General features: G+C 29.9%; 33 protein-coding genes. All 33 read right to left on the bottom strand.

Going from position 1 to position 23,226, the window contains the following annotated elements; all coding sequences use genetic code 11:
• On the bottom strand, positions 1 to 230 hold a 230-nt coding region (locus CRV01_RS13630; protein ID WP_164970013.1), incomplete at its 3' end, for a hypothetical protein.
• 120 nt (positions 231 to 350) lie between these two features.
• Positions 351 to 1,115 carry a molybdopterin-binding protein gene (locus CRV01_RS04505; RefSeq protein WP_129007046.1) on the bottom strand — a complete coding sequence of 255 codons (765 nt, stop codon included), beginning with the start codon at positions 1,113 to 1,115 and terminating at the stop codon, positions 351 to 353.
• Between the two features lie 2 nt (positions 1,116 to 1,117).
• Positions 1,118 to 1,702, bottom strand: coding sequence for an adenylate kinase (locus tag CRV01_RS04500; protein ID WP_129007045.1), 585 nt, complete (start codon positions 1,700 to 1,702; stop codon positions 1,118 to 1,120).
• A 72-nt stretch (positions 1,703 to 1,774) separates the two neighbouring features.
• Complete coding sequence (locus tag CRV01_RS04495) at positions 1,775 to 3,547, bottom strand: YgiQ family radical SAM protein (protein ID WP_129007044.1); 1,773 nt, start codon at positions 3,545 to 3,547, stop codon at positions 1,775 to 1,777.
• 76 nt (positions 3,548 to 3,623) lie between these two features.
• On the bottom strand, positions 3,624 to 6,197 hold the full coding sequence (locus CRV01_RS04490; RefSeq protein WP_129007043.1) for a cache domain-containing protein: 2,574 nt from the start codon (positions 6,195 to 6,197) through the stop codon (positions 3,624 to 3,626).
• Positions 6,198 to 6,280: 83 nt separating this feature from the next.
• On the bottom strand, positions 6,281 to 7,087 hold the full coding sequence (locus tag CRV01_RS04485) for a metal ABC transporter solute-binding protein, Zn/Mn family (protein ID WP_129007042.1): 807 nt from the start codon (positions 7,085 to 7,087) through the stop codon (positions 6,281 to 6,283).
• A gap of 17 nt (positions 7,088 to 7,104) precedes the next feature.
• Positions 7,105 to 8,868: an aspartate--tRNA ligase gene (gene aspS / locus CRV01_RS04480; protein WP_129007041.1), complete on the bottom strand. Its 1,764-nt coding sequence runs from the start codon at positions 8,866 to 8,868 to the stop codon at positions 7,105 to 7,107.
• Positions 8,869 to 8,927: 59 nt separating this feature from the next.
• Positions 8,928 to 10,115 carry a hypothetical protein gene (locus CRV01_RS04475; protein WP_129007040.1) on the bottom strand — a complete coding sequence of 396 codons (1,188 nt, stop codon included), beginning with the start codon at positions 10,113 to 10,115 and terminating at the stop codon, positions 8,928 to 8,930.
• Complete coding sequence (locus CRV01_RS04470; RefSeq protein WP_129007039.1) at positions 10,112 to 10,777, bottom strand: uracil-DNA glycosylase; 666 nt, start codon at positions 10,775 to 10,777, stop codon at positions 10,112 to 10,114. Before CRV01_RS04470 ends, CRV01_RS04475 begins: the two co-directional genes overlap by 4 nt.
• 159 nt (positions 10,778 to 10,936) lie before the next feature.
• Entirely contained in the window at positions 10,937 to 12,178 is a 1,242-nt protein-coding gene (locus CRV01_RS04465) for a GGDEF domain-containing protein (RefSeq protein ID WP_129007038.1), read from the bottom strand.
• 93 nt (positions 12,179 to 12,271) lie between these two features.
• On the bottom strand, positions 12,272 to 12,490 hold the full coding sequence (gene infA, locus CRV01_RS04460; protein ID WP_114838571.1) for a translation initiation factor IF-1: 219 nt from the start codon (positions 12,488 to 12,490) through the stop codon (positions 12,272 to 12,274).
• A gap of 14 nt (positions 12,491 to 12,504) precedes the next feature.
• On the bottom strand, positions 12,505 to 13,269 hold the full coding sequence (map, locus tag CRV01_RS04455) for a type I methionyl aminopeptidase (protein ID WP_129007037.1): 765 nt from the start codon (positions 13,267 to 13,269) through the stop codon (positions 12,505 to 12,507).
• Between the two features lie 4 nt (positions 13,270 to 13,273).
• Positions 13,274 to 14,536 carry a preprotein translocase subunit SecY gene (gene secY, locus CRV01_RS04450; protein ID WP_129007036.1) on the bottom strand — a complete coding sequence of 421 codons (1,263 nt, stop codon included), beginning with the start codon at positions 14,534 to 14,536 and terminating at the stop codon, positions 13,274 to 13,276.
• 2 nt (positions 14,537 to 14,538) lie between these two features.
• On the bottom strand, positions 14,539 to 14,937 hold the full coding sequence (gene rplO, locus CRV01_RS04445; RefSeq protein ID WP_129007035.1) for a 50S ribosomal protein L15: 399 nt from the start codon (positions 14,935 to 14,937) through the stop codon (positions 14,539 to 14,541).
• A 4-nt stretch (positions 14,938 to 14,941) separates the two neighbouring features.
• Entirely contained in the window at positions 14,942 to 15,385 is a 444-nt protein-coding gene (rpsE, locus tag CRV01_RS04440; RefSeq protein WP_128981879.1) for a 30S ribosomal protein S5, read from the bottom strand.
• 9 nt (positions 15,386 to 15,394) lie between these two features.
• Complete coding sequence (rplR, locus tag CRV01_RS04435; RefSeq protein WP_129007034.1) at positions 15,395 to 15,757, bottom strand: 50S ribosomal protein L18; 363 nt, start codon at positions 15,755 to 15,757, stop codon at positions 15,395 to 15,397.
• 11 nt (positions 15,758 to 15,768) lie between these two features.
• Positions 15,769 to 16,302 (bottom strand): 50S ribosomal protein L6, encoded by a 534-nt coding sequence (gene rplF / locus CRV01_RS04430; RefSeq protein WP_129007033.1) that lies wholly within the window; start codon positions 16,300 to 16,302, stop codon positions 15,769 to 15,771.
• Positions 16,303 to 16,311: 9 nt separating this feature from the next.
• Positions 16,312 to 16,710: a 30S ribosomal protein S8 gene (rpsH, locus tag CRV01_RS04425; RefSeq protein ID WP_129007032.1), complete on the bottom strand. Its 399-nt coding sequence runs from the start codon at positions 16,708 to 16,710 to the stop codon at positions 16,312 to 16,314.
• 13 nt (positions 16,711 to 16,723) lie between these two features.
• Positions 16,724 to 16,909: a type Z 30S ribosomal protein S14 gene (locus tag CRV01_RS04420; RefSeq protein WP_114838563.1), complete on the bottom strand. Its 186-nt coding sequence runs from the start codon at positions 16,907 to 16,909 to the stop codon at positions 16,724 to 16,726.
• On the bottom strand, positions 16,909 to 17,457 hold the full coding sequence (gene rplE, locus CRV01_RS04415) for a 50S ribosomal protein L5 (protein ID WP_129007031.1): 549 nt from the start codon (positions 17,455 to 17,457) through the stop codon (positions 16,909 to 16,911). The genes CRV01_RS04420 and rplE overlap by 1 nt, the downstream gene beginning before the upstream one ends.
• A gap of 1 nt (position 17,458) precedes the next feature.
• A complete protein-coding gene (gene rplX, locus CRV01_RS04410; RefSeq protein WP_129007030.1) occupies positions 17,459 to 17,698 on the bottom strand; it encodes a 50S ribosomal protein L24 in 240 nt (79 codons plus the stop codon).
• Between the two features lies 1 nt (position 17,699).
• Positions 17,700 to 18,068, bottom strand: a complete 369-nt coding sequence (rplN, locus tag CRV01_RS04405; RefSeq protein ID WP_129007029.1) for a 50S ribosomal protein L14 — start codon at positions 18,066 to 18,068, stop codon at positions 17,700 to 17,702.
• Positions 18,068 to 18,319: a 30S ribosomal protein S17 gene (rpsQ, locus tag CRV01_RS04400; protein ID WP_129007028.1), complete on the bottom strand. Its 252-nt coding sequence runs from the start codon at positions 18,317 to 18,319 to the stop codon at positions 18,068 to 18,070. Before rpsQ ends, rplN begins: the two co-directional genes overlap by 1 nt.
• A gap of 11 nt (positions 18,320 to 18,330) precedes the next feature.
• A complete protein-coding gene (gene rpmC / locus CRV01_RS04395) occupies positions 18,331 to 18,522 on the bottom strand; it encodes a 50S ribosomal protein L29 (RefSeq protein WP_129007516.1) in 192 nt (63 codons plus the stop codon).
• On the bottom strand, positions 18,509 to 18,934 hold the full coding sequence (rplP, locus tag CRV01_RS04390) for a 50S ribosomal protein L16 (RefSeq protein WP_129007027.1): 426 nt from the start codon (positions 18,932 to 18,934) through the stop codon (positions 18,509 to 18,511). The genes rpmC and rplP overlap by 14 nt, the downstream gene beginning before the upstream one ends.
• A gap of 2 nt (positions 18,935 to 18,936) precedes the next feature.
• Positions 18,937 to 19,635: a 30S ribosomal protein S3 gene (rpsC, locus tag CRV01_RS04385; RefSeq protein WP_129007026.1), complete on the bottom strand. Its 699-nt coding sequence runs from the start codon at positions 19,633 to 19,635 to the stop codon at positions 18,937 to 18,939.
• Complete coding sequence (rplV, locus tag CRV01_RS04380; RefSeq protein WP_129007025.1) at positions 19,635 to 19,967, bottom strand: 50S ribosomal protein L22; 333 nt, start codon at positions 19,965 to 19,967, stop codon at positions 19,635 to 19,637. Before rplV ends, rpsC begins: the two co-directional genes overlap by 1 nt.
• A gap of 2 nt (positions 19,968 to 19,969) precedes the next feature.
• Positions 19,970 to 20,245, bottom strand: a complete 276-nt coding sequence (gene rpsS, locus CRV01_RS04375; protein ID WP_129007024.1) for a 30S ribosomal protein S19 — start codon at positions 20,243 to 20,245, stop codon at positions 19,970 to 19,972.
• Positions 20,246 to 20,254: 9 nt separating this feature from the next.
• Positions 20,255 to 21,082 carry a 50S ribosomal protein L2 gene (rplB, locus tag CRV01_RS04370; protein WP_129007023.1) on the bottom strand — a complete coding sequence of 276 codons (828 nt, stop codon included), beginning with the start codon at positions 21,080 to 21,082 and terminating at the stop codon, positions 20,255 to 20,257.
• A gap of 12 nt (positions 21,083 to 21,094) precedes the next feature.
• Complete coding sequence (locus tag CRV01_RS04365; RefSeq protein WP_128983890.1) at positions 21,095 to 21,376, bottom strand: 50S ribosomal protein L23; 282 nt, start codon at positions 21,374 to 21,376, stop codon at positions 21,095 to 21,097.
• A 1-nt stretch (position 21,377) separates the two neighbouring features.
• Complete coding sequence (gene rplD / locus CRV01_RS04360) at positions 21,378 to 21,968, bottom strand: 50S ribosomal protein L4 (protein ID WP_129007022.1); 591 nt, start codon at positions 21,966 to 21,968, stop codon at positions 21,378 to 21,380.
• The gene (gene rplC, locus CRV01_RS04355) at positions 21,965 to 22,540 is read right to left on the bottom strand and encodes a 50S ribosomal protein L3 (protein ID WP_129007021.1); all 576 of its coding nucleotides are present in this window, start codon (positions 22,538 to 22,540) and stop codon (positions 21,965 to 21,967) included. The genes rplD and rplC overlap by 4 nt, the downstream gene beginning before the upstream one ends.
• A gap of 17 nt (positions 22,541 to 22,557) precedes the next feature.
• Positions 22,558 to 22,872: a 30S ribosomal protein S10 gene (gene rpsJ, locus CRV01_RS04350; protein WP_114838549.1), complete on the bottom strand. Its 315-nt coding sequence runs from the start codon at positions 22,870 to 22,872 to the stop codon at positions 22,558 to 22,560.
• Positions 22,873 to 23,226: the final 354 nt, after the last annotated feature.

The raw sequence follows: 23,226 nt of genomic DNA, 5'->3' as shown, positions 1-23,226 counted from the left end.
CTTTTATCTGTATAGTTTAAATAGTTTTCTTTTTTGATTTTTGCATCTATAAAATCATCTTCTTTTTTGACACTTTGAATTAATTCATCACAAATTTTTGGTGATAAAAAATCTTTGATGATTAAAAAAGGATAATCATAATATGGGTTTGGAAGTAATTTAACTTCTAAATCAAAGTCATTAAGCCTTTTATCGCAAAAGACAAAGTTACTAATTTGATCTAATTTCAAGCTTTTTCCTAGGATTATAAAGTATGAAATTATATTCTAAAAAAGAGATTTTTTACTAAAAGTAATCTTAAAAAGATTTAAGAGCCAAGAAAGACTTATTTCAAGGCTTTAAAAAGAAGTTTAATTTATTTTATTTGTATCTTCAAGAATATATTTTATATTTTTTTCTTCACAAAAATCTATGAATTTTTGAAAATTAGTACCTAAAAGTGTTTTATTTGATGAACTTAGAGACAAGACAACTTGTCTTTTATCATCAATAATTTTAGGTAATGAAGAGAGTTCTATTTCACTAGGTACTTCTTTCATTAAAGAGATTAAATCATTTTCTCCACAAAAAGCAGTTAATGTTTTTCTATATTTTATTAAATCATTTTTAGAATAATGTTTATCTAAAGCTTCTATTACCATTGATTGACTCATAGATGGAAAACCTGGTGTAAAGAAAAATCTATCATCTAAATAAAATCCTGCAACATTGTTTACTACATTTTTAAGTAACTTTGCATTTATAGGAAGATTTCCCATCTCTATTCTATGTGGATATGCTTCATCTTTAAATTGATTTATTATAAGCTCTTGGGCTTTTTCATGGTACTGCATCTTTCCATCACGAAATACCTTTGCCGCAATTTGTCTTGTATAATCATCAGGAGTAGCACCAATACCACCATAAGAGAACATAACAGAGTTTTCATCTGCTTTAATAAGTTTATAAATGTTTTCCATTAGTTTGGTGTCATCTTCAATTACAAAAGAAGCTTTGTGAGTCCAACCTCGTTTTAGAAGTTGTTCATTCAAAAAAGCAAAATGAGCATCTTTTCGACGCCCATTTAAAAGTTCTGTACCAATAATTACTGAGTAAAAATTAGGTTTTTTAATCATTTTTATACTCTTGATTGAATAAAACTATCCATTTCGCTAACAATTTCTTCAATAGTTCCTTCACCTGAGATTACTTTTAGAACATCTTTTTTTGTATAAAATGATTTAATCTCAGCAAGTGGTTCAGTGTATAATTTCATTCTATTTAAAAATATTTCTTCATTATCATCAGCTCTAACAACTTCGGCATCCGCTGCTCTTCCCAAAACTCTTTTAAAGGCAGTATCTTGTGAAACCTCAACTTCTATAACATTAATTAGTTCAACTTCATTTTCATTTTTTAAATATTTATCTAACTCAGTCATTTGTTCAATTGATCTTGGATATCCATCAATTACAACAATATCAGTTGAAGCATTTTTAATAGCAGTTACAATTGTTTCAATTACAATATCAATAGGAACAATTAAGCCTTTAGAGACAAAAGAATCAATCTCTTTTCCTCTTTGGCTACCACTTGCAATTTCTGCTCTTAGCATGTCTCCAGTTGAATAGTGAGTGATATTTTCATGTTTACTTGCAATTATCTCAGCATCTGTAGTTTTACCAGAACCAGGAGCTCCAATTATTAAAAATAGTTTCTTCAAATATAATTCCTTTTAAATATTGTTATGAATTAAAAGCAACTATTATATCTACATCTTTCTTATTTTTAAAATTTAACTTTGTAAACTAGCTCCACTACTTTTTCTTCTTTGGTGATACTTTTTATCTATCACTATACTTTTTTGTTTTTCTTTTCTATTATTATCTTTTTCAACATAGATTTTCTTTCTTGTTTCTGGGTCCATCTCTGTGTAATACATAACAGAAGAGTATGTTCCAGGAGTTGGTGTGAAAACCTGTGCTTGTTCTGGGTTCATTTTTAATTCATGGGTTGTAAACTGTTTTAACTCATGCATATCTTTTTCTTCACATCCTGGATGTGCTGCAATTAAATAATAAGTTAAGAACTGTTTTTTACCAGCTTCTTTATTTAATCTATCATACATCTTTTTAAACTCAATAAGTGGCTGTTTTCCAGGTTTTCCCATAAGTTTTAGAACTCTATCAGAAGTATGTTCAGGGGCTACTTTCATTTGTCCAGAAATATGATGATTTACAAGCTCTTTTAAATACTCATATCCATGTTTTTTATCAGCTGGAATAAAATCATATCTTAAACCTGAAGCAACAAAAGCTTTTTTTACGCCAGGAACTTTTCTAATATCTCTTAAAAGATTTAAATGCCTACTATGATCAACTTTCATAACCTTACAAAGTCTATCATAATCAACACATCTAATTTCGGCACAGGTACCTTTTTTAAGCTTCTTACCACACTCATATCCATACATATTTGCAGTTGGTCCACCAACATCAGAGATTACACCTTTAAACTCTTTATCCTGCGTAAACTCTTTTGCTTCCCAAAGGATATTTTTTTCACTTCTAGTTCTAATAGTTCTACCTTGATGAACTCCAATAGCACAGAAGTTGCACTCTCCCCAACATCCATGGTGCGTTTGAATAGAAAACTTTATAGTCTCTAAACATTTAACTTTTCCTTGTGGTTTGTGGTATGGATGTAAATCTCTAATATAGTTATATGAAGCTACCTCATCCATCTCTTTTTCATCAAGATAATCACAGGGAGGATTTTGAATAGCATATCTAGTATCTACTTTTTGACAAAGTCCCTTTGCAGAAATTGGGTCATTATTTTTATAAAAATCATCAAAAAGGTCTATATATTTCTCTTTATCATCTAAACACTCTTGATGTGAAGGAAGTTGTAAAAATTCTTCTACAGGTTCTTTAGAGATATAACAAACTCCTCTTACTTCTCTTGGATCTTTTTTATCTCTTAAAGCAGTTGAAAACTCTCTAATAGCAACTTCTCCCATACCATAAATAAGATAATCAGCTTTTGCATCAAAAAGAATAGGTTTTCTTAATTTGTTTGTCCAAAAGTCATAATGAGTAACTCTTCTTAAACTAGCTTCAATCCCACCTAAAACAATTGGAACTGTATTTTTAAAATGTCTTCTAATTAAATTTGTATAAACTAAAGTAGCTCTATCTGGTCTTTTATCATTTTTTCCACCAGGAGTGTAGTCATCATTGTTTCTAAACTTTTTAGTTGCCGTGTAGTTTGATACCATAGAGTCAATACTTCCACCACTAACTCCCCAGTATAATTTTGGTTCACCTAATCTTTTTACATCTTCATTTTTAATATCAGGCTGACCTATAATTCCTACTTTAAAACCTAAGGCTTCTAGGATTCTTCCAACAACAGCAACACCAATAAATGGAGAATCAATATAAGCATCTCCACTTACTAATATTACATCACATTGGTCCCATCCTAAAGCATCCATCTCTTCTTTTGTTGTAGGTAAAAATCTTTGTTCTTTATTTTGTTTATCATTTTTATTGTTGGCACTCATAAGCTTTTACTTTCAGTTTAGTTTTTTCGTATTGTGCCAAAAGATGTTTTAACCTATCATATAAATTTCTAACTAATTAAACCTTCTTTGTTAAATTGTCATCAATCTTTTTAATATCAAGAACCATTGCAACTTGAGACTCTTCATAATCACTAATATCTGCTAAACTTTCAACTAAAGTTCCAGCTCCTAAAAAGTGACTTTGAATTTGTTGAATTGAATCTTTTTCTACAACTGAAACACTTTCTAAAGATGATATTAATATTCCTATACAGTGCTCTTTATTATCTTTATCATACTCTAAAAGAATAATTGTGTTTAACTCTTCATCTATGATATCTTCTTTAATAAAACTTCTAATATCTAGAACAGAAATTAATTTATCTTTATGTAAAACCATTCCTTTAAATGGATTGTTTTTATCCATATCAATTGATTCTTCAAGTCTTTCTATAGAAATGGATTCTATAACATTTTTAGCTTCTACTGCTAAAAACTTATTTCCTAAATGAAAAGTTGCTAACTCAACACAAGTATCAGTAAACACTTTTTTTGAATTGTGGTTTAAAAACTTTGACTTCTTTTCATGTCTTTTTTCATCAAAACTTTTTTCTCCAATATAGTTAAATACTAAACAAAAAACATCATTTACATAATCATCTTTAGCACTTTTATACTCTCTATAACCTTTAGAACATCGTACACCTAAAGCATAATACTTATTATCTATTTCAATAATCTCACTTAACTGTGCACCATTTTTTAATTCAAAAAATTTATCTTCAATATCAATAATTGAGTTTACTTTTATATCTTTATTTGTTGAAGAAATAACCCTTTTATCCCTTGTTGCAAATAAAGCAAATACTCCATCTTTACCTTTTGGTAAACTCTCTTCTAACATAGCTTTAAATTCAGGTGTAGAATCAAATACAATAGCTATTCCACCATTTATCTCTTCTTCACTTTCAAAAGACCTAATTGCAGCACAATAAATGTATGTTGACTCATTTTCATAAAGATTAGTCTCTTCAAAATTTGATACACAATATTTTGATGTATCTTTTAATCTTAATGTTTCCCCTACCCATTTTTGTGGCAATATTTTTCCAACTAAATGTTCTTCTCTTTCATTTGACACAGCAATTATCTTTCCTGTTTTATCAAAAACAAGTAGATTTGTATATACTGTATATAAATCATTAATGTACTTTAAAATAGAAGAGATCTCTTTTTCTTTATATTCTAAAGAATTATACTCATCAAATGCTTTTCTAAAGTATGATGTTAATGCCCACCATCTACAGTCATTTGCTCTTTCATAAAGATTTCTATCCATAATATCAAGAGCAAGTGAAGATAAAAACTCACTATCTTTCAAAATAGAGTTAATAATTGTTTGATTTAGATTACTTAATGAAGAGTTTGCTTTAACCCCAGTAACTCCAATCTCACTTAAAAGAGATTTTGAAAACTCTCTATTTGAAGAGTTTAATTTACTTTGGGCTACATTACCATTCCAAATTACACGTTCAAGATTTTGCTGAATTGTTTTACTTTTATTAAATACATCTTTTAAATCTTTTGAAAAGTGTTGTTCATTATTCATCATAGCTTCAATAACTATATCATCCACTTCTAATTTATCACTTTGATTACTTAAAAAAGCATACTCCAAAGGAACCATAATATGCCCATACCATTTAAGCCCTTTAAAGCCTTGATAACCATTTGTTATACAAGTTTTTGCAATATAATCTCTACCACAAAAAGAAACAATCTTATACTCATCATCTAAAACTATTTCTAATTTTGATTCTAAAGGAATATAGTCTTTATCACTTGAAGCAATAACAATTCCATCTTCATCTAAGATAGTTAAGGCTTCTTTATTTCTCGTTTCTATTAGGTTATTAAAGATTCCTTCCATTTCATCTCTAAATCTAAAGCAAAGACAAAGTACACCTAAAACTTCAGAATCTGAATCATTAGTTTGTGTTACTTTATAAGAATATACTAAAGACTGTTTTTTGTGGGGAATAAAATCATGATATTGAAAAGTTTCAACATATTCATCACTTGAGTTAATTACTTTTTGGGTAAACTCTTTATCTAACCAATCTACTTTTATATCATTATCAAGTCTAGCTACAATTTTACCTTTTGTATCTGCTAAAACGATATCATAATATACAGAGTATTTTTGTACATACTCTAAAAATCTTTTTTGAATCTCTTCTTTTAATTCTACGCTATCACTGTTGTATCTTGAAACAAAGTTTTGTAAAAAATCTCTAATGTCATCATCAGTTGCTAAAAAACCTATATCAGCTGTTCTTTCAAAAAGATTTCTATTTACAATATCAATAGCAACCTGAGCTTTAAATTTCATCTCAGCTGTTGCTTTTTTTACTGTTTCATCACTTAAGTGATTTAGTAAAGTAGTTGTTAAATTTAAGAAGTTTTCTTTTGTCTTACCAATGTCTATATTAATATCACCTAATTGACCCAAAAGTGCAAAAATATCCCAAGAAGAACTTAATCTTCCTAACTCCTCTCTATATTTATCAACATCTTCTATATGTTTGATTATAGGATAAAGTTCTTTTTTTACTTTTATACCTTTATAGTCTACTAAATTCTTTGACATTTTAGTTCTCCCTATATTTATAAGGATATATTACATTAAAAGTTAGGGATTTTTTTTATACAGACTGTATATTATTTATTCAATTATAAATTTTCTTTATACCTTGCAATTTTTCTTGCTAAGGATTCTAAATTAACTTTCCAGTTATATTTTGTAATATCATGTTCGACTATATCTGCATTAATATGGGAAGCCAAAGATTGGGCTTGCTCATAAGAAGTTCCTTCTTTAATAAGTACTTTTTTTATATTATAGTGTTGTGCATGATCAATTAACTTTGGAACCTCTTCTAACTTAGTAAATCTATCTTCTTTATAATAAAGATTAAGCCTATACCTTTTTGCAATATAGTGCCAATAAGAGTCATAAACATAGATATTATAAAACTCATTCCTATCAAATTTCTTTTTTAAAAATAAGAAAAAATTATCTAACTCTTTCAAAACTATTTTATGATTAATTTCATAAAACTCTTTTCTATAAGATTTTAGTGAGCTTAATGTGTTATATAGATTTTTTACTAATTCTCTAACTAATAAAGGATCAGTCCAAATATAATGGTTTACTTTACCATTTACTATATCTTTTTTTATTCCTTTAGATACATCAATGATTTTCATATATCTATTTTTTTTCTTCAAAAGTTTTATATATTTTTTTTCTTCTTCTAAACCAAGGGTTAAATAAACATCACTATAATAGATTTCATTTTTAAAAAGATTACTTCTTTTTTCAAAACTTTCATATCCATCTTCAATAACTTTAATAAAGAAATCATCTTTAGAAATTTTTTCTATAAACTCTTTAAATACAGGGTAAGTAACTACTATGCTTGATTTTGCATGTAAAAATGAGAGTAAAGATAACAATACAATAATATACTTAATCATATTGTTACCTTTTTAAATTATACTTCAGTCTTTCTAATTCTAAGACTTAATTCTTTTAATTGCTCATTATCAACTGCTGAAGGTGCTTGTGTTAATAAACATTGAGCTCTTTGAGTTTTAGGGAATGCAATTACATCTCTAATAGAATCAGTTCCAGCTAATAACATGATAAGTCTATCGAACCCAAGAGCAAATCCACCATGACTTGGTGCACCATATCTTAATGCTTCAAGTAAGAATCCAAACTTCTCATTTGCTTCTTCATTAGAAATTCCCATAAGTTCAAATACTTTTTCTTGTACTTCTTCTTTATGAATTCTGATTGAACCACCACCAAGCTCAGTACCATTTAATACAATATCATAAGCAATTGATTCAATATCTTCTAAATCTTCTACATTATTTAAATCACATTTTTCTAAATTAGGCATAGTAAATGGATGGTGTAATGCTTTAGTTTTTCCATCTTCAATTTCAAACATTGGGAAATCAACAACCCATACAAACTCATAAACGTCTGCTGGGATAATTTCCATTTGCTCTGCAAGATAAAGTCTAAATCTTCCCATATAATCACATACAGTTTTTTTATCTCCAGCTCCAAAGAATACAACATCACCAACTTCTAATTCAGTTGATTTTACGATTTCTTCTAAATCAGCTTCTGAGAAAAATTTAGTTAAAGGACCTTTTAATCCATCTTCTTTCATTTGGAAGTAACCAAGACCTTTAGCTCCAAATTTTCTTACATAATCTTCAAAACCTTTCATTTGTCTTTTAGAGAAGATATTATCTCCATTTGGACATCTTAAAGCTTTGATTCTATTGTTTTTTGTATCTTTAGCAATATCAGCAAAGATTTCATTTGTAGAGTTAGCAAAAATATCAATAACATCTACCATAGCCATATCAAATCTTAAATCAGGTTTATCAGAACCATATTTTTCCATTGCATCTTTATAAGTAATTCTTGGGAAAGTTGTTGGAATATCTTTTCCACAAGCTTTAAATGTATCATGAATTAATTTTTCAGCTACTTTAATTACATCTTCTTGATTACAAAATGACATTTCAACATCAATTTGAGTAAATTCAGGTTGTCTATCAGCTCTTAAATCTTCATCTCTAAAACACTTTGCAATTTGGAAATATTTGTCAAATCCAGATACCATTAAAAGTTGTTTAAATAACTGTGGTGATTGAGGAAGTGCATAAAACTCACCTGGATGTACTCTACTTGGAACAAGGTAATCTCTTGCACCTTCTGGAGTAGATTTTGTTAAAATTGGTGTTTCTACATCTAAGAAACCTAATTCATTTAAACAGTTTCTAACTGCAATATTTGCAGTACTTCTTAATTTGAAAATCTCATAAGACTTTTCTGTTCTTAATTCTAAGAATCTATTTCTTAATCTGATTTCTTCATTTACTTTTTCATCACCTAATTCAAATGGCATAGGTTTTGATCTGTTTTCGATTACTAGATTATCAACAACAATTTCAATCTTTCCAGTAGTTAAGTTAGGATTCTCTAAACCTTCACCTCTAGCTCTAACTTTACCAGTTGCAATTAAAACAAATTCATCTCTAACACTATCAGCAACTTTCCAAGCATCTTCATTATCAGTTGGATCACATACAAGTTGAACTAAACCACCTCTATCTCTTAAATCAATAAAAATAATTCCACCATGGTCACGTCTGCTGTTTACCCAACCAGCAACAGTTACAATTTCATCTATATTTTTTTCCGTTACATCAGTACAATAATGAGTTCTCAATTCTTACTCCATTTCTATAAATATTCGCGATTATATCGAAAGATTTCTTAATCTTCTAATTACTGTTTTTTTAAAAGTTCTTGCTCTTCTTTTTCTTTTTTCTCTTCTTGTTTTTTTATAAGAGTATTATATGTTTCTTCTAAAGCTGCATCAATATCAGTTACTTCTTTAAAACCATAAGAAGTTCCTCTATAAAGTTTTTGTTGATATTTAACTTGATTTTCTTCAATATCAGTTTCTATAATTTTTTTATTTTCATCAGTATCTAAATTCATTAAATATTCAGCTCCAACTAAAGATGAATAATCAACCCAGTTATACTTAATATCTGCACCTAACAAATCTGAATACTCTTCTATAAAACTATCAACTTTTCCAATAGAGTTTACTACAAATAAATTTGTTCTATCTCTTGGTTGTGTTAACTTCACAAGCAAAGGATTATAATTTAATTGTGTAGATAAAATTCTAATTGGATCAATTTCATAGGCTGTTAATTGAGATAAAATAATTGAAGTTTTAATAATTGGTGTATTTAATAAAATAGTATTATATAAAATTCTTTCATCGTTCATTATGTATTGATATTTATTAGTTGTTCTTTCTATCTCTTTTGTAATTGGGTTAGTATCCATAAACTCAATATTATATAAAGCTTTTAGTTTATTTCCTAAATATGAGGGAACATAAAACATAGTACTCTTTTCACTTGATAAAGTTTTTAATAGTTTTATTTGTTCTTCATAAGAAATCCCACCAAATACAAAGTTGTCTTTAGCAAAAGAGATTTCACTTTTATTTATTAAAGGAAAATATACTTTTGCAAAATGTAAAGCATGAGTTCTATTTAATATTTCATATCCATTTTGAGTAAATAGTGCAATTACTTTTTTGAAACCTTGTTCTTGTATTTTTTTTATTTGAGTTAATATATTAATATTTGTTTCATCATAACTATCAAAAGACTCAATTTCAAACTCTTTGTTATTGTAAATCAAGTATGCCATAACTGCATTTACTGTTGATTTAGCATATTTTCCAACTACTTTAGAAGGATATAAAACTGCAATTTTATTTGCACCTTTTTCATCTGCTACAACTGGTTCTTTTATGATTGCATCTTCATAAACTTCTTGTTTGATAACAGTATTTTTAACTTCTTGCGTTTGAGAAGGAGGAACTTTTCCCTTTGGGGCACAACCAATTACAAAAAAACTCACTAATATTAATAAAATTATATTTTTCAATTTGACTCCAAAATCGATTTTATTTTTAACATATCTTGAAATGCTTCTTTCTTAAAAGAAGGGTTTCTTAAAAGAAAACCTGGACTATATGTTGGTAAAACATCATAGTTTTTAAAACTCATTAATTTACCTCTTATTTGATAAAAAGGTGTTTTATCTTTACACAAGTATTGGTATGTTTTATCTCCTAAGCTAACAATTAATTTAGGATTAACTAAATCAATCTGCTTATACAAATAAGAACTACAACTACTAAAATGTGAAGACTCAAATCCGTTTTGACTCTTACATTTTACCAAACTTGTAATATAAACATCTTCTTTTTTTAAAGGTAAAACATTTTCTATCATCTTTGATAACTGTTCACCTGATTTTCCAACATAAAAAGAATTTAACTCATCTTCTGTTGTAGTTGGTTCATCAATTATAAACATAATTTTAGAATTAATATTACCATAACCAAACAGAACATTCTTTCTGCTTTTAGATAGTTCACACAAATAACAGTTATTAACAATCTGTTCTAAACTATTAACATCATTTGGTAAAGTATCTTCTTGCACTTCTTTATTAAAGGCTTTGATTGATTCATGATACTCATATCCAATTGATTTTAAAAAATGTAACTGTGATAAGATTCTATTTTTAATTACTTTTGTCATACGCAATTGTACAAAAAAAGTTCTTTTGAATAAATTTGTTAGGGAAATATATAAATTATTTATAAAAAATATGATTTTTAATTAAAAAGTGCTATTATTACATTGTATTTTAATGAAGTAGTTAATTTGTATCGCGAACTATAAATTCTTCTACTTCTTTTATAAAATATTCCCATCATCAATTATAATCTTATTTCTACCACTTGCTTTTGCAGTATAAAGTAATTCATCTGCTTTTTTTAAAGTATCTTTATATGAACTATAGTTATTTCTAAAAGCAACTCCAGCAGAAAACTTAACACTTAGTTTTGTATCATTATAAACAAACTTATTATTTGAAATAATATTCTTAGCTCTTTTGAGGTAATTATTTATCTCCATTTTATTTTTATAATTAACAATTGACACAAACTCTTCACCACCATATCTTGCAATAATGTCACCTGTTCTTGTTAAGTTTTTTAATATCTTTGCAAAAGTTGATAATACATAATCACCACAATCATGTCCATAATTATCATTTATCTCTTTAAAATGGTCTATATCAAAAAATATTAAGGCATAGTTAGAATTATAAATTTTATATTCATTTTCTAATCTATCAATTTCTAGAGAATAAGCTCTTCTAGTTAAAACATTAGTTAAAAAATCAATTGATTTTTCTTCCTCTGCTTTTTCAAGGTTTTCTTGTAAAGCTTCTATTTTTTCATATAAACAATTACATTCCATTTGATTATCTAAACTTTTCTTTACAGAAGTTTCAAATTTATCTATTGTAGTAATTAAATCTGATTTAATCTTTTCTAAATCATTTAAAGAAGACTTAGAAAGACTAAGAGAATTAATTTCATCTTTTAATCGTGCAATTTCATCATAGGTGGCAGTATGGTTTACTACAAAATTATTTATATATTCACCTAAGAACTTAATTAATTTTTTTACATCATTTGTTTTGTCTTTAAAAATCTTTTTATCATTGCTTTTTCTTTTATCAGTCAAAGTCCTAATATCTCTTAAAACTCTTTGATCCATAAGTTTACTAGGATCATCAGCTATATCAGCACATACTTTGTTAATATCAGTTTTAATCTCATTATTTATTGATGGAGAAATAAAATAAGAAAAGTCTTTTAAAAACTCTTTAACTTGTTGATTAGAAATTCTATTAGAAAGAATTTGAGATAATTCTCTAAAAGTTGGGATTTCACTATTTAATAAAGATTTCTCTTTTTCTGTTAATACATTAATTAACTCTTTAATTTCTTCAGTCTCTTCTAGTATTAAATCTGTTTTTTGTAGTTGTTTATAAAATTCTGCTTCAAAATTTGTAGGATTTGCCAGTTTGTTTTTTTTCTCTAAACTATTTAGAGTTAAGCTAATAATATTAATTATATCGTTCATTATGCCACATACTTTTAAAGATTTTATTTTAGTATAGCATAACTACTTTAAGAAAAAGAGATAATAAATAAGAAATTTATTATCTCTTAATAATTACTTATATCTATGAGTAATTCTACCTTTATCTAATGAGTAAGGTGTAATTTCAACCTTTACTTTATCTCCTGGTAAAATTTTAATGTAGTGCATTCTCATCTTTCCTGAGATATGACATAAAACTACATGACCATTATCTAATTCAACCCTAAACATAGCATTAGGTAAAGCTTCAATTACCTTACCATCAATTACTATTACATCATTCTTTGCCACTTTTTCTCCTAAGTTTACTCATCTACTTTGCTTAAAATTACTGCTTTTCCATCTATTACAGCAACTGTATGTTCATAATGACTACCTCTTTTTCCGTCTTCAGAAACAACATCCCACTCATTTTCTAAAATAACTGGTTCTCTTCCTTCATGACAAATCATAGGTTCAAGACAGAACACCATTCCATTTTTGATTTTCGGTCCAGATTTTGTATTTGTACCATTTACATAGTTTGGAATTTCTGGCTCACCATGTGGCTTTTTACCAATACCGTGTCCACAAAATCTAACTAATGGTTGATAACCTCTTGCAACAATAAAATCTTCTATTGCTTTAGAAAGTTCTTTAAATCTCATACCTTCTTCAATAATGTCAATAGCATAGTACAATGCATCTTTAGAGCAAGCAATTAAATCTTCATCTTCTTTTGAAATCTTCCCAATAGGCATAGTAATAGCTGCATCGCCATACCAACCATCGATTTCAGAACCAATATCTATTCCTAAAATATCACCCTCTTTTAAAACAGTGTCATCAGGAATACCATGGATTATAACTTCATTTAAAGATAAGCAGATTGCACCAGGAAAGCCATAAAGACCTTTGAAAGATGGTCTAGCGCCTAGATCATTTAAGTATTTTTCACCCATTGCATCAACTTCTTTTAAAGTCATGCCTGGCTTTACATTTTCTTCTAAATATTTTAGAGTCTTCGCAACAGCTTGACCAGCTGTTCGAAGTTTTTCTATTTCATTTGGTTTTCTTAATGGAATAGCCATAATATTAAAGTCCAACTGCACTTAATGTTTCATATTTATTTGTATATTGCTGAGCTTCAATCTTTCTCATTGTATCAATTGCTACTTGAACAACAATAAGTACTGCAACCCCTCCAAAATAGAAAGGAACACCCATTGCTTTTACTAGTAACCAAGGCACAGTAGAAATAAGACCTAAATAAATAGCTCCCCAAAGTGTTAATCTACTTGCTGTTTCATTTAAGAAACCTGCTGTAGAAGCTCCTGGTCTTACACCTGGAATAAATCCACCTTGTTTTTTTAAGTTTTCAGAAATATCTTTTGCATTAAAAGTAATTGATGCATAGAAGAATGCAAAGAAAACTACAAATAAGAACATAAATACATTAAATGTATAAGATGTAGGACTTAAATAATCAGCAATCATTACTAGATATTTGTTTTGACTACCTTGTAAAACTGTAGCAGGGAACATTAAAATAGCACTTGCAAAAATAGCAGGAATTACACCAGAAAGGTTTACTTTAATTGGAATATAATTCATAACTCTTTTATTTTGAGCTTGCATCATAACTTTTCTTGAATAAGAAACAGGAACTCTTCTTTCACCTAATTCAACATAAATAATAGCTCCAACAGTTGCTAGAACAATTACTAAAATTGCAATTACAGTTAAGAAATTCATTTGTCCATTATTAACTAAATCAACAGTTCCACCAATTGCACTTGGAATTGCAGAAACAATACCAGCAAAGATAATTAATGAAATACCATTACCAATACCTTTTTGTGTGATTTGTTCACCAATCCACATAAGAAGCATAGTACCTGTTAACATAGAAATTGACGATACAGCTACAAATGTATTCATATCAATTGAAATCGCACCTTGTCCACTTTGACCAGTTAATGAATTTAGACCCATTGATACACCAACAGATTGAATTAAAGTAATCACAATTGTAGTATATCTGATGATTTGCATGTATTTTTGCATACCATCTCTTTCTTTTTTCATTTTACCAAGACTAGGGAAAGTTGCTGCTAGAAGCTCCATAATAATTGAAGCTGTAATATAAGGCATAATACCTAATGAGATAATTGACAGTCTTTCAACTGCATTACCACTGAACATATTTACAAGACCTAATGCATTGTTTGCATTTGAATCGAAGAATTCTTTAACTACGTCTATATTCACTCCAGGAACTGGCACGTATGCCAGTAACCTATAAAGTAGAATAAAACCTAATGTAATAAGAATCTTATTTATTAGATCTTTACTCATAATTAATTTCCAGTAGTTGTTACGTTTTCGTCTTTAATTTTAGATGCTAAATCTTTTGCAGATGAACCAACTAGTTTAACTTTAGTAACACTCTTTGAAAGTTTGTAAACTGTTTTAATAGATTCAACTGTAATCTCTTCAAGTTCTGCAACCTTTTTTACTTTATCAACATTGATAGAGTATGGTTTTTCAACTCTAGAAAAGAATCCAATTTTAGGAACTCTTTTTTGAAGTGGCATTTGACCACCTTCAAAATGTCTCTTAATTTTGTATCCAGATCTAGATTTTTGACCTTTTTGACCTCTAGCAGAAGTCTTACCAGTTCCAGAACCTTGACCTCTACCTACTCTTTTAACATTTTTCGAACTACCAGCTGCTGGTTGTAAGTTATCTAATGCCATCATCTTATCCTTTAATTCTTGCTAATGCTTCAACTGTAGCTTGTACAAGGTTGTTTGGATTATTAGAACCTAAAGATTTTGCAATAATATCTTTAACTCCTGAAAGCTCAAGAACTGGTCTTGCCGCACCACCTGCGATAAGTCCTGTACCTTCAGATGCTGGTTTTAATAAAATTTTAGAAGAGTTATATTTATGTTCAATATCGTGTGCGATAGTTGTTCCATGAATATTAACTTTTACTAAAGATTTGAATGCATCATCTAAAGCTTTTTTAATTGCATCAGGAACCTCTTTAGCTTTTCCTGTACCAAATCCAACTGTACCGTTTTTATCTCCAACAACAACTAAAGCTGTAAATCTGAATCTTCTACCACCTTTTACAACTTTTGTTACTCTTCCGATTTTAACGATTGCTTCTTGAAAATCTTCTCTATTTACTGCTGCCATCATTAACCCTTATAATTTGATACCATTTTCTCTAAGTCCATCAGCAAAAGCTGCAACTACACCGTGATAAAGGTATCCATTTCTATCAAATACTACTTTTTCAATTCCAGCAGCTTTAAGTTTTTCAGCAAATTCTGCTGCTACTTTTGCTGCATTTTCTCTACTAACGCTTAAGTTTAACGCTTTAGAATTTACCGCTGCTAATGTTACACCAGCAATATCATCAATTGCTTGTGCACTTAAATATCTGTTTGATTTGAAAACAGTTACTCTAGGTGTTTCAGCAGTACCTCTACCGATATCTCCTCTAACTCTTCTTTTTCTTACGATTCTAGAAGAATTCTTTTTTGCTATATCTTTAATTCTACTCATTTTTTCACACCTTACTTAGCAGTTTTACCGGCTTTTCTAACGATATGCTCGTCAGTATACTTAACACCTTTACCTTTATACGGTTCAGGTTTTCTAAAGCCTCTAATAATTGCAGCAGCTTGACCAACTTGTTGTTTATCAGCACCTTTAACATGGATAATATTTTTCTCAACAGAAATATCTAATCCTTCAGGAATATCATAGTTAATTGGGTGAGAGTATCCTAATTGTAATTCTAATACTTTCCCTTTAACTGCAGCTCTATAACCAACACCGTTAATCTCTAAAGATTTTTGAAAACCAGTTGATAAACCAGTTACAGCATTATTAATTAAAGCTCTATATGTACCCCAGAAAGCTGCTGATTCTTTTGTTTCACCAACTTTAGTTAATACAACTTGATTATCTGCAACTTCAACATCAACTCTTCCATGAGTTTCAACAGGAATTACATTGTTCCCTTTTTTTACGTTAACAACAGTTCCATCAACTGTTACTTCTAATCCACTTGGGATTGCGATAGGTTTTTTTCCAATTCTAGACATTACACTCTCCTACCATACAGTACATAGTACTTCACCACCAACGTTTGCAGCATAAGCTTCATCGTTAGCGATAACACCCTTGTTTGTAGAAACAATGATTGTACCATATCCATTTTTGAAAGATTTAATTTCAGAAGCGTTTTTATAAACTCTTCTTCCTGGAGTAGAAACTCTTGTGATTTCATTGATAACTGAGTTTTCACTGTCATCATATTTTAATGTTACTTGAATAGTTTTTTTATTGTTTTCACCATCAACTACTTTGAATCCTTCAATATACTCTTTCTTTTCAAGTACATTTAAAATTCCTACTACTGTGTTAGAATGTAATAATGTTGCAACTTCTAATTTTCTAAGTGCAGCATTTCTAATTCTAGTTAAAGCATCTGCGATAATATCATTCATCATAGCTTTTATTCTCCTACCAACTAGATTTTTTAACGCCAGGAAGTAATCCCTCGTTAGCCATTTTTCTTAAACAAACTCTACAAAGACCGAAATCTCTGTATACAGAGTGTGGTCTTCCACACACAGAACATCTTGTATATGCTCTTGAAGAGAACTTAGGAGTTCTCTTTTGCTTAGCAATCATAGACTTCTTTGCCATTACGCTCTTCCTTTTGTAAATGGAATTCCAACTAACTCTAATAATCTATATGCTTCTGCATCTTCAGTAGCGCTTGTTGAAATTGAAATATTCATACCGTGAGTTTTGATGATATCATCATAAACAACTTCTGGGAACATTAATTGTTCATCAAGACCAAAGTTAAAGTTACCTTGACCATCAAAACCATTTCTGTTTAGACCTCTAAAGTCTTTTACTCTTGGTAATGCAATAGAACATAATTTATCTAAGAATGCATACATTCTTTCACCTCTTAGAGTTACTTTAACTCCTACTGGTGAACCTTCTCTTACTTTAAAACCAGCAACTGATTTTTTAGCAATAACTTGAACTGCTTTTTGACCAGCAATTAAAGAGATAGTATCTTCCATACTTTGCATTAATTTGCTATCTTTCATAGCTTCACCAGCACCAACAGAAATAACAACTTTTTCTACTTTTGCAGTTAAAGTTTTATTTTTTGGGAACTCAGTTTCTAAAGCTGGTTTAATTTCAGTATTATATTTTTCTTGTAATCTGTTTGCCATCTTACTCACCTTCTACTTTTGCTACATTAGAGATATCAATTGGCATCTCTTTGTTTACAAAACCACCTTCAGGGTTTTTCTCTTGATCAGGCTTAACTGTTTTTTTAGCAACTTTACAATCTTTTACGATTACTTTGTTTTTTGCAGGTAATACAGCTAAAACTTCTCCAGTTTTACCTTTATCATCACCAGCGATGATTTTTACAGTATCACCTTTTTTAATTTTTAATTTAGCAGCCATCTTATAATACCTCCGGAGCAAGTGAAACAATTTTCATAAAACCTGAGTATCTAACTTCTCTTGCTACAGGTCCAAAAATTCTAGTTCCAATTGGTTCTTTTTTACCATCAAGAATTACAGCAGCGTTATCATCAAATCTAATTAAAGATCCATTTTCTCTTTGAACTTCTTTGTGAGTTCTTACAACTACTGCTTTAACAACTTGACCTTTTTTAACTTTACCAGTTGGTAAAGCTTTCTTAACTGAAGCAACAATTACATCACCAACAGAAGCATATCTTCTTTTAGATCCACCAAGAACTTTGATACACATAATTTCTTTTGCACCAGTGTTATCAGCTACGTTTAATCTTGTAAAACTTTGAATCATTATTTAACTCCTGTAGCTACAATTGTCTTTAATCTGAAAGATTTAGTTTTTGAAAGTGGTCTACACTCAACAGCGATAACAGTATCACCTTCTTTTAACTCATTTCTTTCATCATGAACTAAGTACTTTTTAAATCTTTTTACAGTCTTGTGATATTTTGGGTGTAAAACATATCTTGTAACTAATACAGATGCTGTTTTATCTCCAGATTTTCTTACCACTACACCTTGAATCTCTCTTTTGTGTGTCATACTATAGATCCTTAGTTAGCTTTTGCTGCAGTAATAGCTGTTTGAATTTGTGCAATCTCTTTTTTGCACGCTTTTAATTCAGAAGTATTAGTTAACTGCATAGTTTTTAGCTTAGCTTTTAATTCAAAAAGAAGCACCTTTTTCTCTTTTAACAATTCGTTCAGCTCTTGTAAGCTTTTATCTTTTAAATCAGTATAGTTCATTTTCACTTTCTCTACTTACAATTTTAGTTTTGAATGGTAATTTATGTTGAGCTAGTGTTAATGCGTTTCTTGACATTTCTTCAGAAACACCACCCATCTCAAAGCAAACTCTACCTGGCTTAATGTTCATAACCCACTTGTCAATAGGACCTTTACCTTTACCCATTCTTACTTCTAATGGTCTTTTAGTTAAAGGTTTATGTGGGAATACCATAATCCATACTTTACCTTGTCTTTTGATTGCTCTAGTCATTGCAATCCTAGCAGCTTCGATTTGTCTTGAGTCGATTCTACCATGCTCAACAGCTTTGATTCCAAATTCACCATATGCTAATGAGTTAGCTCTAGCAGATTTACCTCTGTTTCGACCCTTCATTTGCTTTCTGTATTTTGTTCTTTTAGGCATTAACATGATTATTTACCTCTTCTCTTTTGTGGTCTTCTTTTTGGTTTAGAAGCTGTATCTTTTTCTGCTGGAATACCTTTAGCTAGTACTTCACCTTTGAAGATCCAAACTTTAATACCAATACAACCATAAGTTGTATGAGCTTCTGCAAATCCATAATCAATTCTAGCTCTTAAAGTATGTAAAGGAACTCTACCTTCTAAGTACCACTCAGTTCTAGCCATTTCAGCTCCACCAAGTCTACCTGAACAAGAAACTTTAATACCTTTTGCACCAGATTTAAGAGCGTTTTGCATAACTCTTTTCATAGCTCTTCTGAATGCAACTCTTCTTTCTAATTGTTGTGCAACATTTTCAGCTGCTAATTGTCCAGAAAGTTGTGGTTTTCTCTCTTCTTTAATATTAACTGCAATCTCTTTTCCAACTAATTTAGAAAGATTGTTTTTAAGTTTTTCTACGTCTGCACCTTTTTTACCAATGATAATTCCTGGTCTTGCAGCTACGATAGTAACTCTAACTTTTTTAGCAGTTCTCTCTACGATAGTTTGAGCAACACCTGCATAGTATAACTCTTTTTTAACGTATTTTCTGATTTTGTCGTCTTCAGCAACATTTGCTGGCATATTTTCAAATTTTGGAAACCATCTTGATTCCCAGTTTCTGTTGATACCTAGTCTTAAACCTATTGGATTAACTTTTTGACCCATTACTTATCTCCTTCTGATGCAGCAGCAACTTCAATCATAATGTGTGCAGTTGGCTTATGTTTTGGTGATGCACTTCCTCTAGCTCTAGGAGTAAATCTTTTAAGAACTGGTCCTTTATCTACTCTTGCACTTGTAATTACTGCACCTTCTGGCTCTAAACCAGCATTTGCTACAGCTGAAGCGATAACTTTTGAAATAACACCTGCTGCTTTATTAGGAGTGAACTCTAATGAAGCAATTGCATATTCTGCATTCATACCTTGAACTTCTCTTGCGATAAGTCTTGCTTTAGTAGGTGAAAGTCTAATAAATTTTAATACTGCTTTACCCATCATTATACCTTTCTTTGCACAGAACCTTTGTGCCCTTTGAATGTTCTAGTTGGAGCGAATTCGCCTAATTTATATCCAACATGGTTTTCTGTAATGTTTACAGGTACAAAGTTTCTACCGTTATGCACATTAAAAGTTAAACCAATCATATCAGGTAATACCATTGATCTTCTAGACCAAGTTTTAATTGGTTTTTTATCATTAGCTTCAACAGCTTTGATAACTTTCTTCATTAAGTGTGCGTCTACAAATGGTCCTTTTTTTACTGATCTTGCCATCTTAAACCCTTACTTCTTTCTTCTTGAAATGATTAATTTATCACTAGCTTTTTTCTTTCTAGTTTTATAACCTTTAGTTGGCATACCCCATGGAGTAACTGGATGTCTACCCGAGTTAGTTTTACCTTCACCACCACCGTGTGGGTGATCAATTGGGTTCATTGCAGAACCTCTAGTTTGAGGTCTAATACCAAGGTGTCTAGTTCTACCAGCTTTACCTACAACCATATTTGTGAAATCTTCGTTTCCTACTACACCAATTGTTGCAATACAAACACCAAGAATTTTTCTCATTTCACCAGATGGTAATCTTAAGATAACATATTTACCTTCTCTACCCATGATTTGAGCATAAGCACCAGCAGATCTTGCAAGTTGTCCACCTTTACCAGGTTTTAACTCAATGTTATGAACCATAGTACCAACAGGGATACTTTGAAGTCTCATTGCGTTACCAGTAACGATATCTAATCCAGATTCAGCAGCTTGAACTTTGTCACCTACTTTTAATCCAGATGGTTGTAAGATATATCTTTTATCACCATCAGCATAAGTTACTAAACAAATTCTACAGTTTCTGTATGGGTCGTACTCAATAGTTGATACAGTTCCCTCAACACCGAATTTATTTCTTTTGAAATCAATAATTCTATATAATTTTTTAGCACCTGCTTCTTTGTGTCTAGATGTAATTCTACCGTTATTATTTCTACCAGCTGAAGCTTTTACTCTTACAAGTAAAGATTTAACTGTTGGTTTAGAAGTAATATCAGAAGTATCCATAACAGACATGAATCTTCTTGCAGGAGTTATTGGTCTAAATTTTTTAATTGCCATCTTCTATACTCCTTAAGCTGATAGGTTCGCTATTTCAGCGCCTTCAGGTAATGTAACATAGAATTTTTTGAAGTCTGGTCTTTTTCCAGGTCTTCCTCTAAATCTTTTAACTTTACCGTCTTGTCTTAAAGAGTTAACTTTTGCTGGAGTTACTCCAAAATACTCTTTAAAAACCTCTTTTAAACCGTTTTTAGTCATTCTTGGACTAGTTTCTACAACGATTACACCGTTTTCTTGAAGCTCGATTGTTTTTTCTGTATATAATATTGCTTTAATATCTGTAATATCTGCCATCTTACGCCTCTTTTGTTAATGATTCAAGTACTGATTTTTCAATTAGTACTGAGTGATATGCAGAAATTAAATATGCATTAATTTCTTGTTTTTCAATCATGTAACAGTTTTTAACGTTTCTGAACGCTAAGTATGTTTTTTCATCAATTGAATCAACGATTACTACTGTATCTCTTTGATTTAATCCATTAATGATTGAAACCGCATCTTTAGTTTTACCTGATTCAACTTTAATAGAATCAGCTACAAATAAAGAACCATTTTCAGCATGAGCGTTAATAGCATAATTTAATGCTAAAGCTTTTTGCTTCTTATTGATTTTTTGGTTGTAGTTTCTTTTAGTAGGTCCAAAAACTTGACCCCCACCAACGAATAATGGTGATCTTTTAGAACCCCATCTAGCTCCACCAGAACCTTTTTGAGCTTTAGGTTTTTTACCACCACCGCTTACTTCAGATCTATTCTTAACTCTAGCAGTGTTTGCTCTTTGTGCTGCTAAGTAAGATTTTACATATAAATATAAATTGTGTGAGTTAATATCTTTGAAAGACTCTGGTAACTCGTTTGTCTTTACTGCAACTGCGTTACTCATTTAGCAATCCTTACTTTTCCTAATCCACCATTTGGTCCAGATACTGAACCTTTTACAACTAATATACCAGTTTCTGCATCGAATGAAACAACTTCATTTTTAACAGTTACATTTGTATTTCCGTATTGTCCTGGCATTTTCTTACCTGGTTGAACTCTACCTGGCCATTCAGCATTACCGATAGAACCTACTCTTCTACCCATTCTGTGTCCATGTGATGCTCTACCACCAGCGAAGTTCCATCTTTTAACTCCACCTTGGAAACCTCTACCTTTTGTTTTAAAAGTTGTTTTTAAAACAGCAGCTTCAGATAATCCAGAAACATCTAAGTCACCAGCTTCAGTATTTGCTACATTAATTGTTGCAAATCTATTAAACTCTTTGCTTAAACCATATTTTTTTTGTTGACCTTCAATAGCTTTGTTGAATTTCTTCCCTTTGCTATATGAAACAAGTGCTACACCTTCATTAACGTCACATACTTTAGTATCAAGAACTTTTAAAAGTGTAACTGGTGTTGCAGGAACTGTAACAGTTCTACTCATACCGATTTTTTCTACGATAAATTCCATTTATTACCCTTTCTTTATTATTCTTGACCCATTGATCTAACTTCAACATCAACTTCAGGAGCTAAGTCAAGTTTCATTAATGAATCTACTGTATCAGGAGTTGCTGCAATGATATCAATCATTCTTGAGTGTACTCTGATTTCGAATTGCTCTCTAGAATCCTTATTTACGTGAGGACCTTTAAGAACAGTGTATTTTCTGATCTTCGTTGGAAGAGGTATAGGACCTCTTAACTCAGCACCAGTTCTTTTTACAGCTTCAACAATTGAAGCAACACTTCTGTCTAAAACTCTATGATCATAAGCTTTAAGCTTTAATCTTATTTTTTCCATGTATTTTCCTTTAAAGAACTCGTTAGATGTACCAAAAAAGGCACTCTAATCATTTTTATGGACGCGGATTATAACTTTTTTTTTGTTAAATGTCAAGTATATTGGGGTTTTCATCTTTTTTTAGTATATTTTATTTCCTTTTAAAAAGGATAACTATATATATTTTCACATATAGTTTAAGTAAAGTCAAAGATATGGGCTACAGATTGGTTACAATTATATATTTAAAAACTGCCACTTATACAAACTATATATAGAGACACAAACTCTATGTTAATTTGTTTTATTTCTATATATTTTAAGAATAAGTAATTTTATTAAAGAAAATCTAGTTTTTTATAGCTCAACTTTTTC

Source organism: Arcobacter sp. CECT 8983, from assembly GCF_004118855.1.
GTDB lineage: Bacteria > Campylobacterota > Campylobacteria > Campylobacterales > Arcobacteraceae > Halarcobacter.
Note: the sequence above shows the minus strand (reverse complement) of the source record. Positions and strands in the feature narration are given on the sequence as shown.

What these genes read in the sequence shown, in the direction of transcription:
- rpsQ (WP_129007028.1), bottom strand. Translation starts at nt 18,319, where the DNA reads ATGACACACAAAAGAGAGATTCAAGGTGTAGTGGTAAGAAAATCTGGA.
- rplN (WP_129007029.1), bottom strand. Translation starts at nt 18,068, where the DNA reads ATGATTCAAAGTTTTACAAGATTAAACGTAGCTGATAACACTGGTGCA.
- CRV01_RS04490 (WP_129007043.1), bottom strand. Translation starts at nt 6,197, where the DNA reads ATGTCAAAGAATTTAGTAGACTATAAAGGTATAAAAGTAAAAAAAGAA.
- rplF (WP_129007033.1), bottom strand. Translation starts at nt 16,302, where the DNA reads ATGTCTAGAATTGGAAAAAAACCTATCGCAATCCCAAGTGGATTAGAA.
- rpsS (WP_129007024.1), bottom strand. Translation starts at nt 20,245, where the DNA reads ATGGCAAGATCAGTAAAAAAAGGACCATTTGTAGACGCACACTTAATG.
- rpsE (WP_128981879.1), bottom strand. Translation starts at nt 15,385, where the DNA reads ATGGCAGCAGTAAATAGAGAAGATTTTCAAGAAGCAATCGTTAAAATC.
- rplV (WP_129007025.1), bottom strand. Translation starts at nt 19,967, where the DNA reads ATGGGTAAAGCAGTATTAAAATTTATTAGACTTTCACCTACTAAAGCA.
- rplC (WP_129007021.1), bottom strand. Translation starts at nt 22,540, where the DNA reads ATGGAATTTATCGTAGAAAAAATCGGTATGAGTAGAACTGTTACAGTT.
- rpsC (WP_129007026.1), bottom strand. Translation starts at nt 19,635, where the DNA reads ATGGGTCAAAAAGTTAATCCAATAGGTTTAAGACTAGGTATCAACAGA.
- CRV01_RS04470 (WP_129007039.1), bottom strand. Translation starts at nt 10,777, where the DNA reads ATGACAAAAGTAATTAAAAATAGAATCTTATCACAGTTACATTTTTTA.
- CRV01_RS04365 (WP_128983890.1), bottom strand. Translation starts at nt 21,376, where the DNA reads ATGGCAGATATTACAGATATTAAAGCAATATTATATACAGAAAAAACA.
- rplX (WP_129007030.1), bottom strand. Translation starts at nt 17,698, where the DNA reads ATGGCTGCTAAATTAAAAATTAAAAAAGGTGATACTGTAAAAATCATC.
- CRV01_RS04420 (WP_114838563.1), bottom strand. Translation starts at nt 16,909, where the DNA reads ATGGCAAAGAAGTCTATGATTGCTAAGCAAAAGAGAACTCCTAAGTTC.
- rplE (WP_129007031.1), bottom strand. Translation starts at nt 17,457, where the DNA reads ATGGCAAACAGATTACAAGAAAAATATAATACTGAAATTAAACCAGCT.
- CRV01_RS04495 (WP_129007044.1), bottom strand. Translation starts at nt 3,547, where the DNA reads ATGAGTGCCAACAATAAAAATGATAAACAAAATAAAGAACAAAGATTT.
- CRV01_RS04485 (WP_129007042.1), bottom strand. Translation starts at nt 7,087, where the DNA reads ATGATTAAGTATATTATTGTATTGTTATCTTTACTCTCATTTTTACAT.
- map (WP_129007037.1), bottom strand. Translation starts at nt 13,269, where the DNA reads ATGGCTATTCCATTAAGAAAACCAAATGAAATAGAAAAACTTCGAACA.
- rpsH (WP_129007032.1), bottom strand. Translation starts at nt 16,710, where the DNA reads ATGATGAATGATATTATCGCAGATGCTTTAACTAGAATTAGAAATGCT.
- rplR (WP_129007034.1), bottom strand. Translation starts at nt 15,757, where the DNA reads ATGAGTAGAATTAAAGATATAGCAAAAAAGAATTCTTCTAGAATCGTA.
- rpmC (WP_129007516.1), bottom strand. Translation starts at nt 18,522, where the DNA reads ATGAACTATACTGATTTAAAAGATAAAAGCTTACAAGAGCTGAACGAA.
- secY (WP_129007036.1), bottom strand. Translation starts at nt 14,536, where the DNA reads ATGAGTAAAGATCTAATAAATAAGATTCTTATTACATTAGGTTTTATT.
- rpsJ (WP_114838549.1), bottom strand. Translation starts at nt 22,872, where the DNA reads ATGGAAAAAATAAGATTAAAGCTTAAAGCTTATGATCATAGAGTTTTA.
- rplB (WP_129007023.1), bottom strand. Translation starts at nt 21,082, where the DNA reads ATGGCAATTAAAAAATTTAGACCAATAACTCCTGCAAGAAGATTCATG.
- CRV01_RS04505 (WP_129007046.1), bottom strand. Translation starts at nt 1,115, where the DNA reads ATGATTAAAAAACCTAATTTTTACTCAGTAATTATTGGTACAGAACTT.
- rplO (WP_129007035.1), bottom strand. Translation starts at nt 14,937, where the DNA reads ATGGCATTAGATAACTTACAACCAGCAGCTGGTAGTTCGAAAAATGTT.
- rplD (WP_129007022.1), bottom strand. Translation starts at nt 21,968, where the DNA reads ATGAGTAACGCAGTTGCAGTAAAGACAAACGAGTTACCAGAGTCTTTC.
- rplP (WP_129007027.1), bottom strand. Translation starts at nt 18,934, where the DNA reads ATGTTAATGCCTAAAAGAACAAAATACAGAAAGCAAATGAAGGGTCGA.
- CRV01_RS04465 (WP_129007038.1), bottom strand. Translation starts at nt 12,178, where the DNA reads ATGAACGATATAATTAATATTATTAGCTTAACTCTAAATAGTTTAGAG.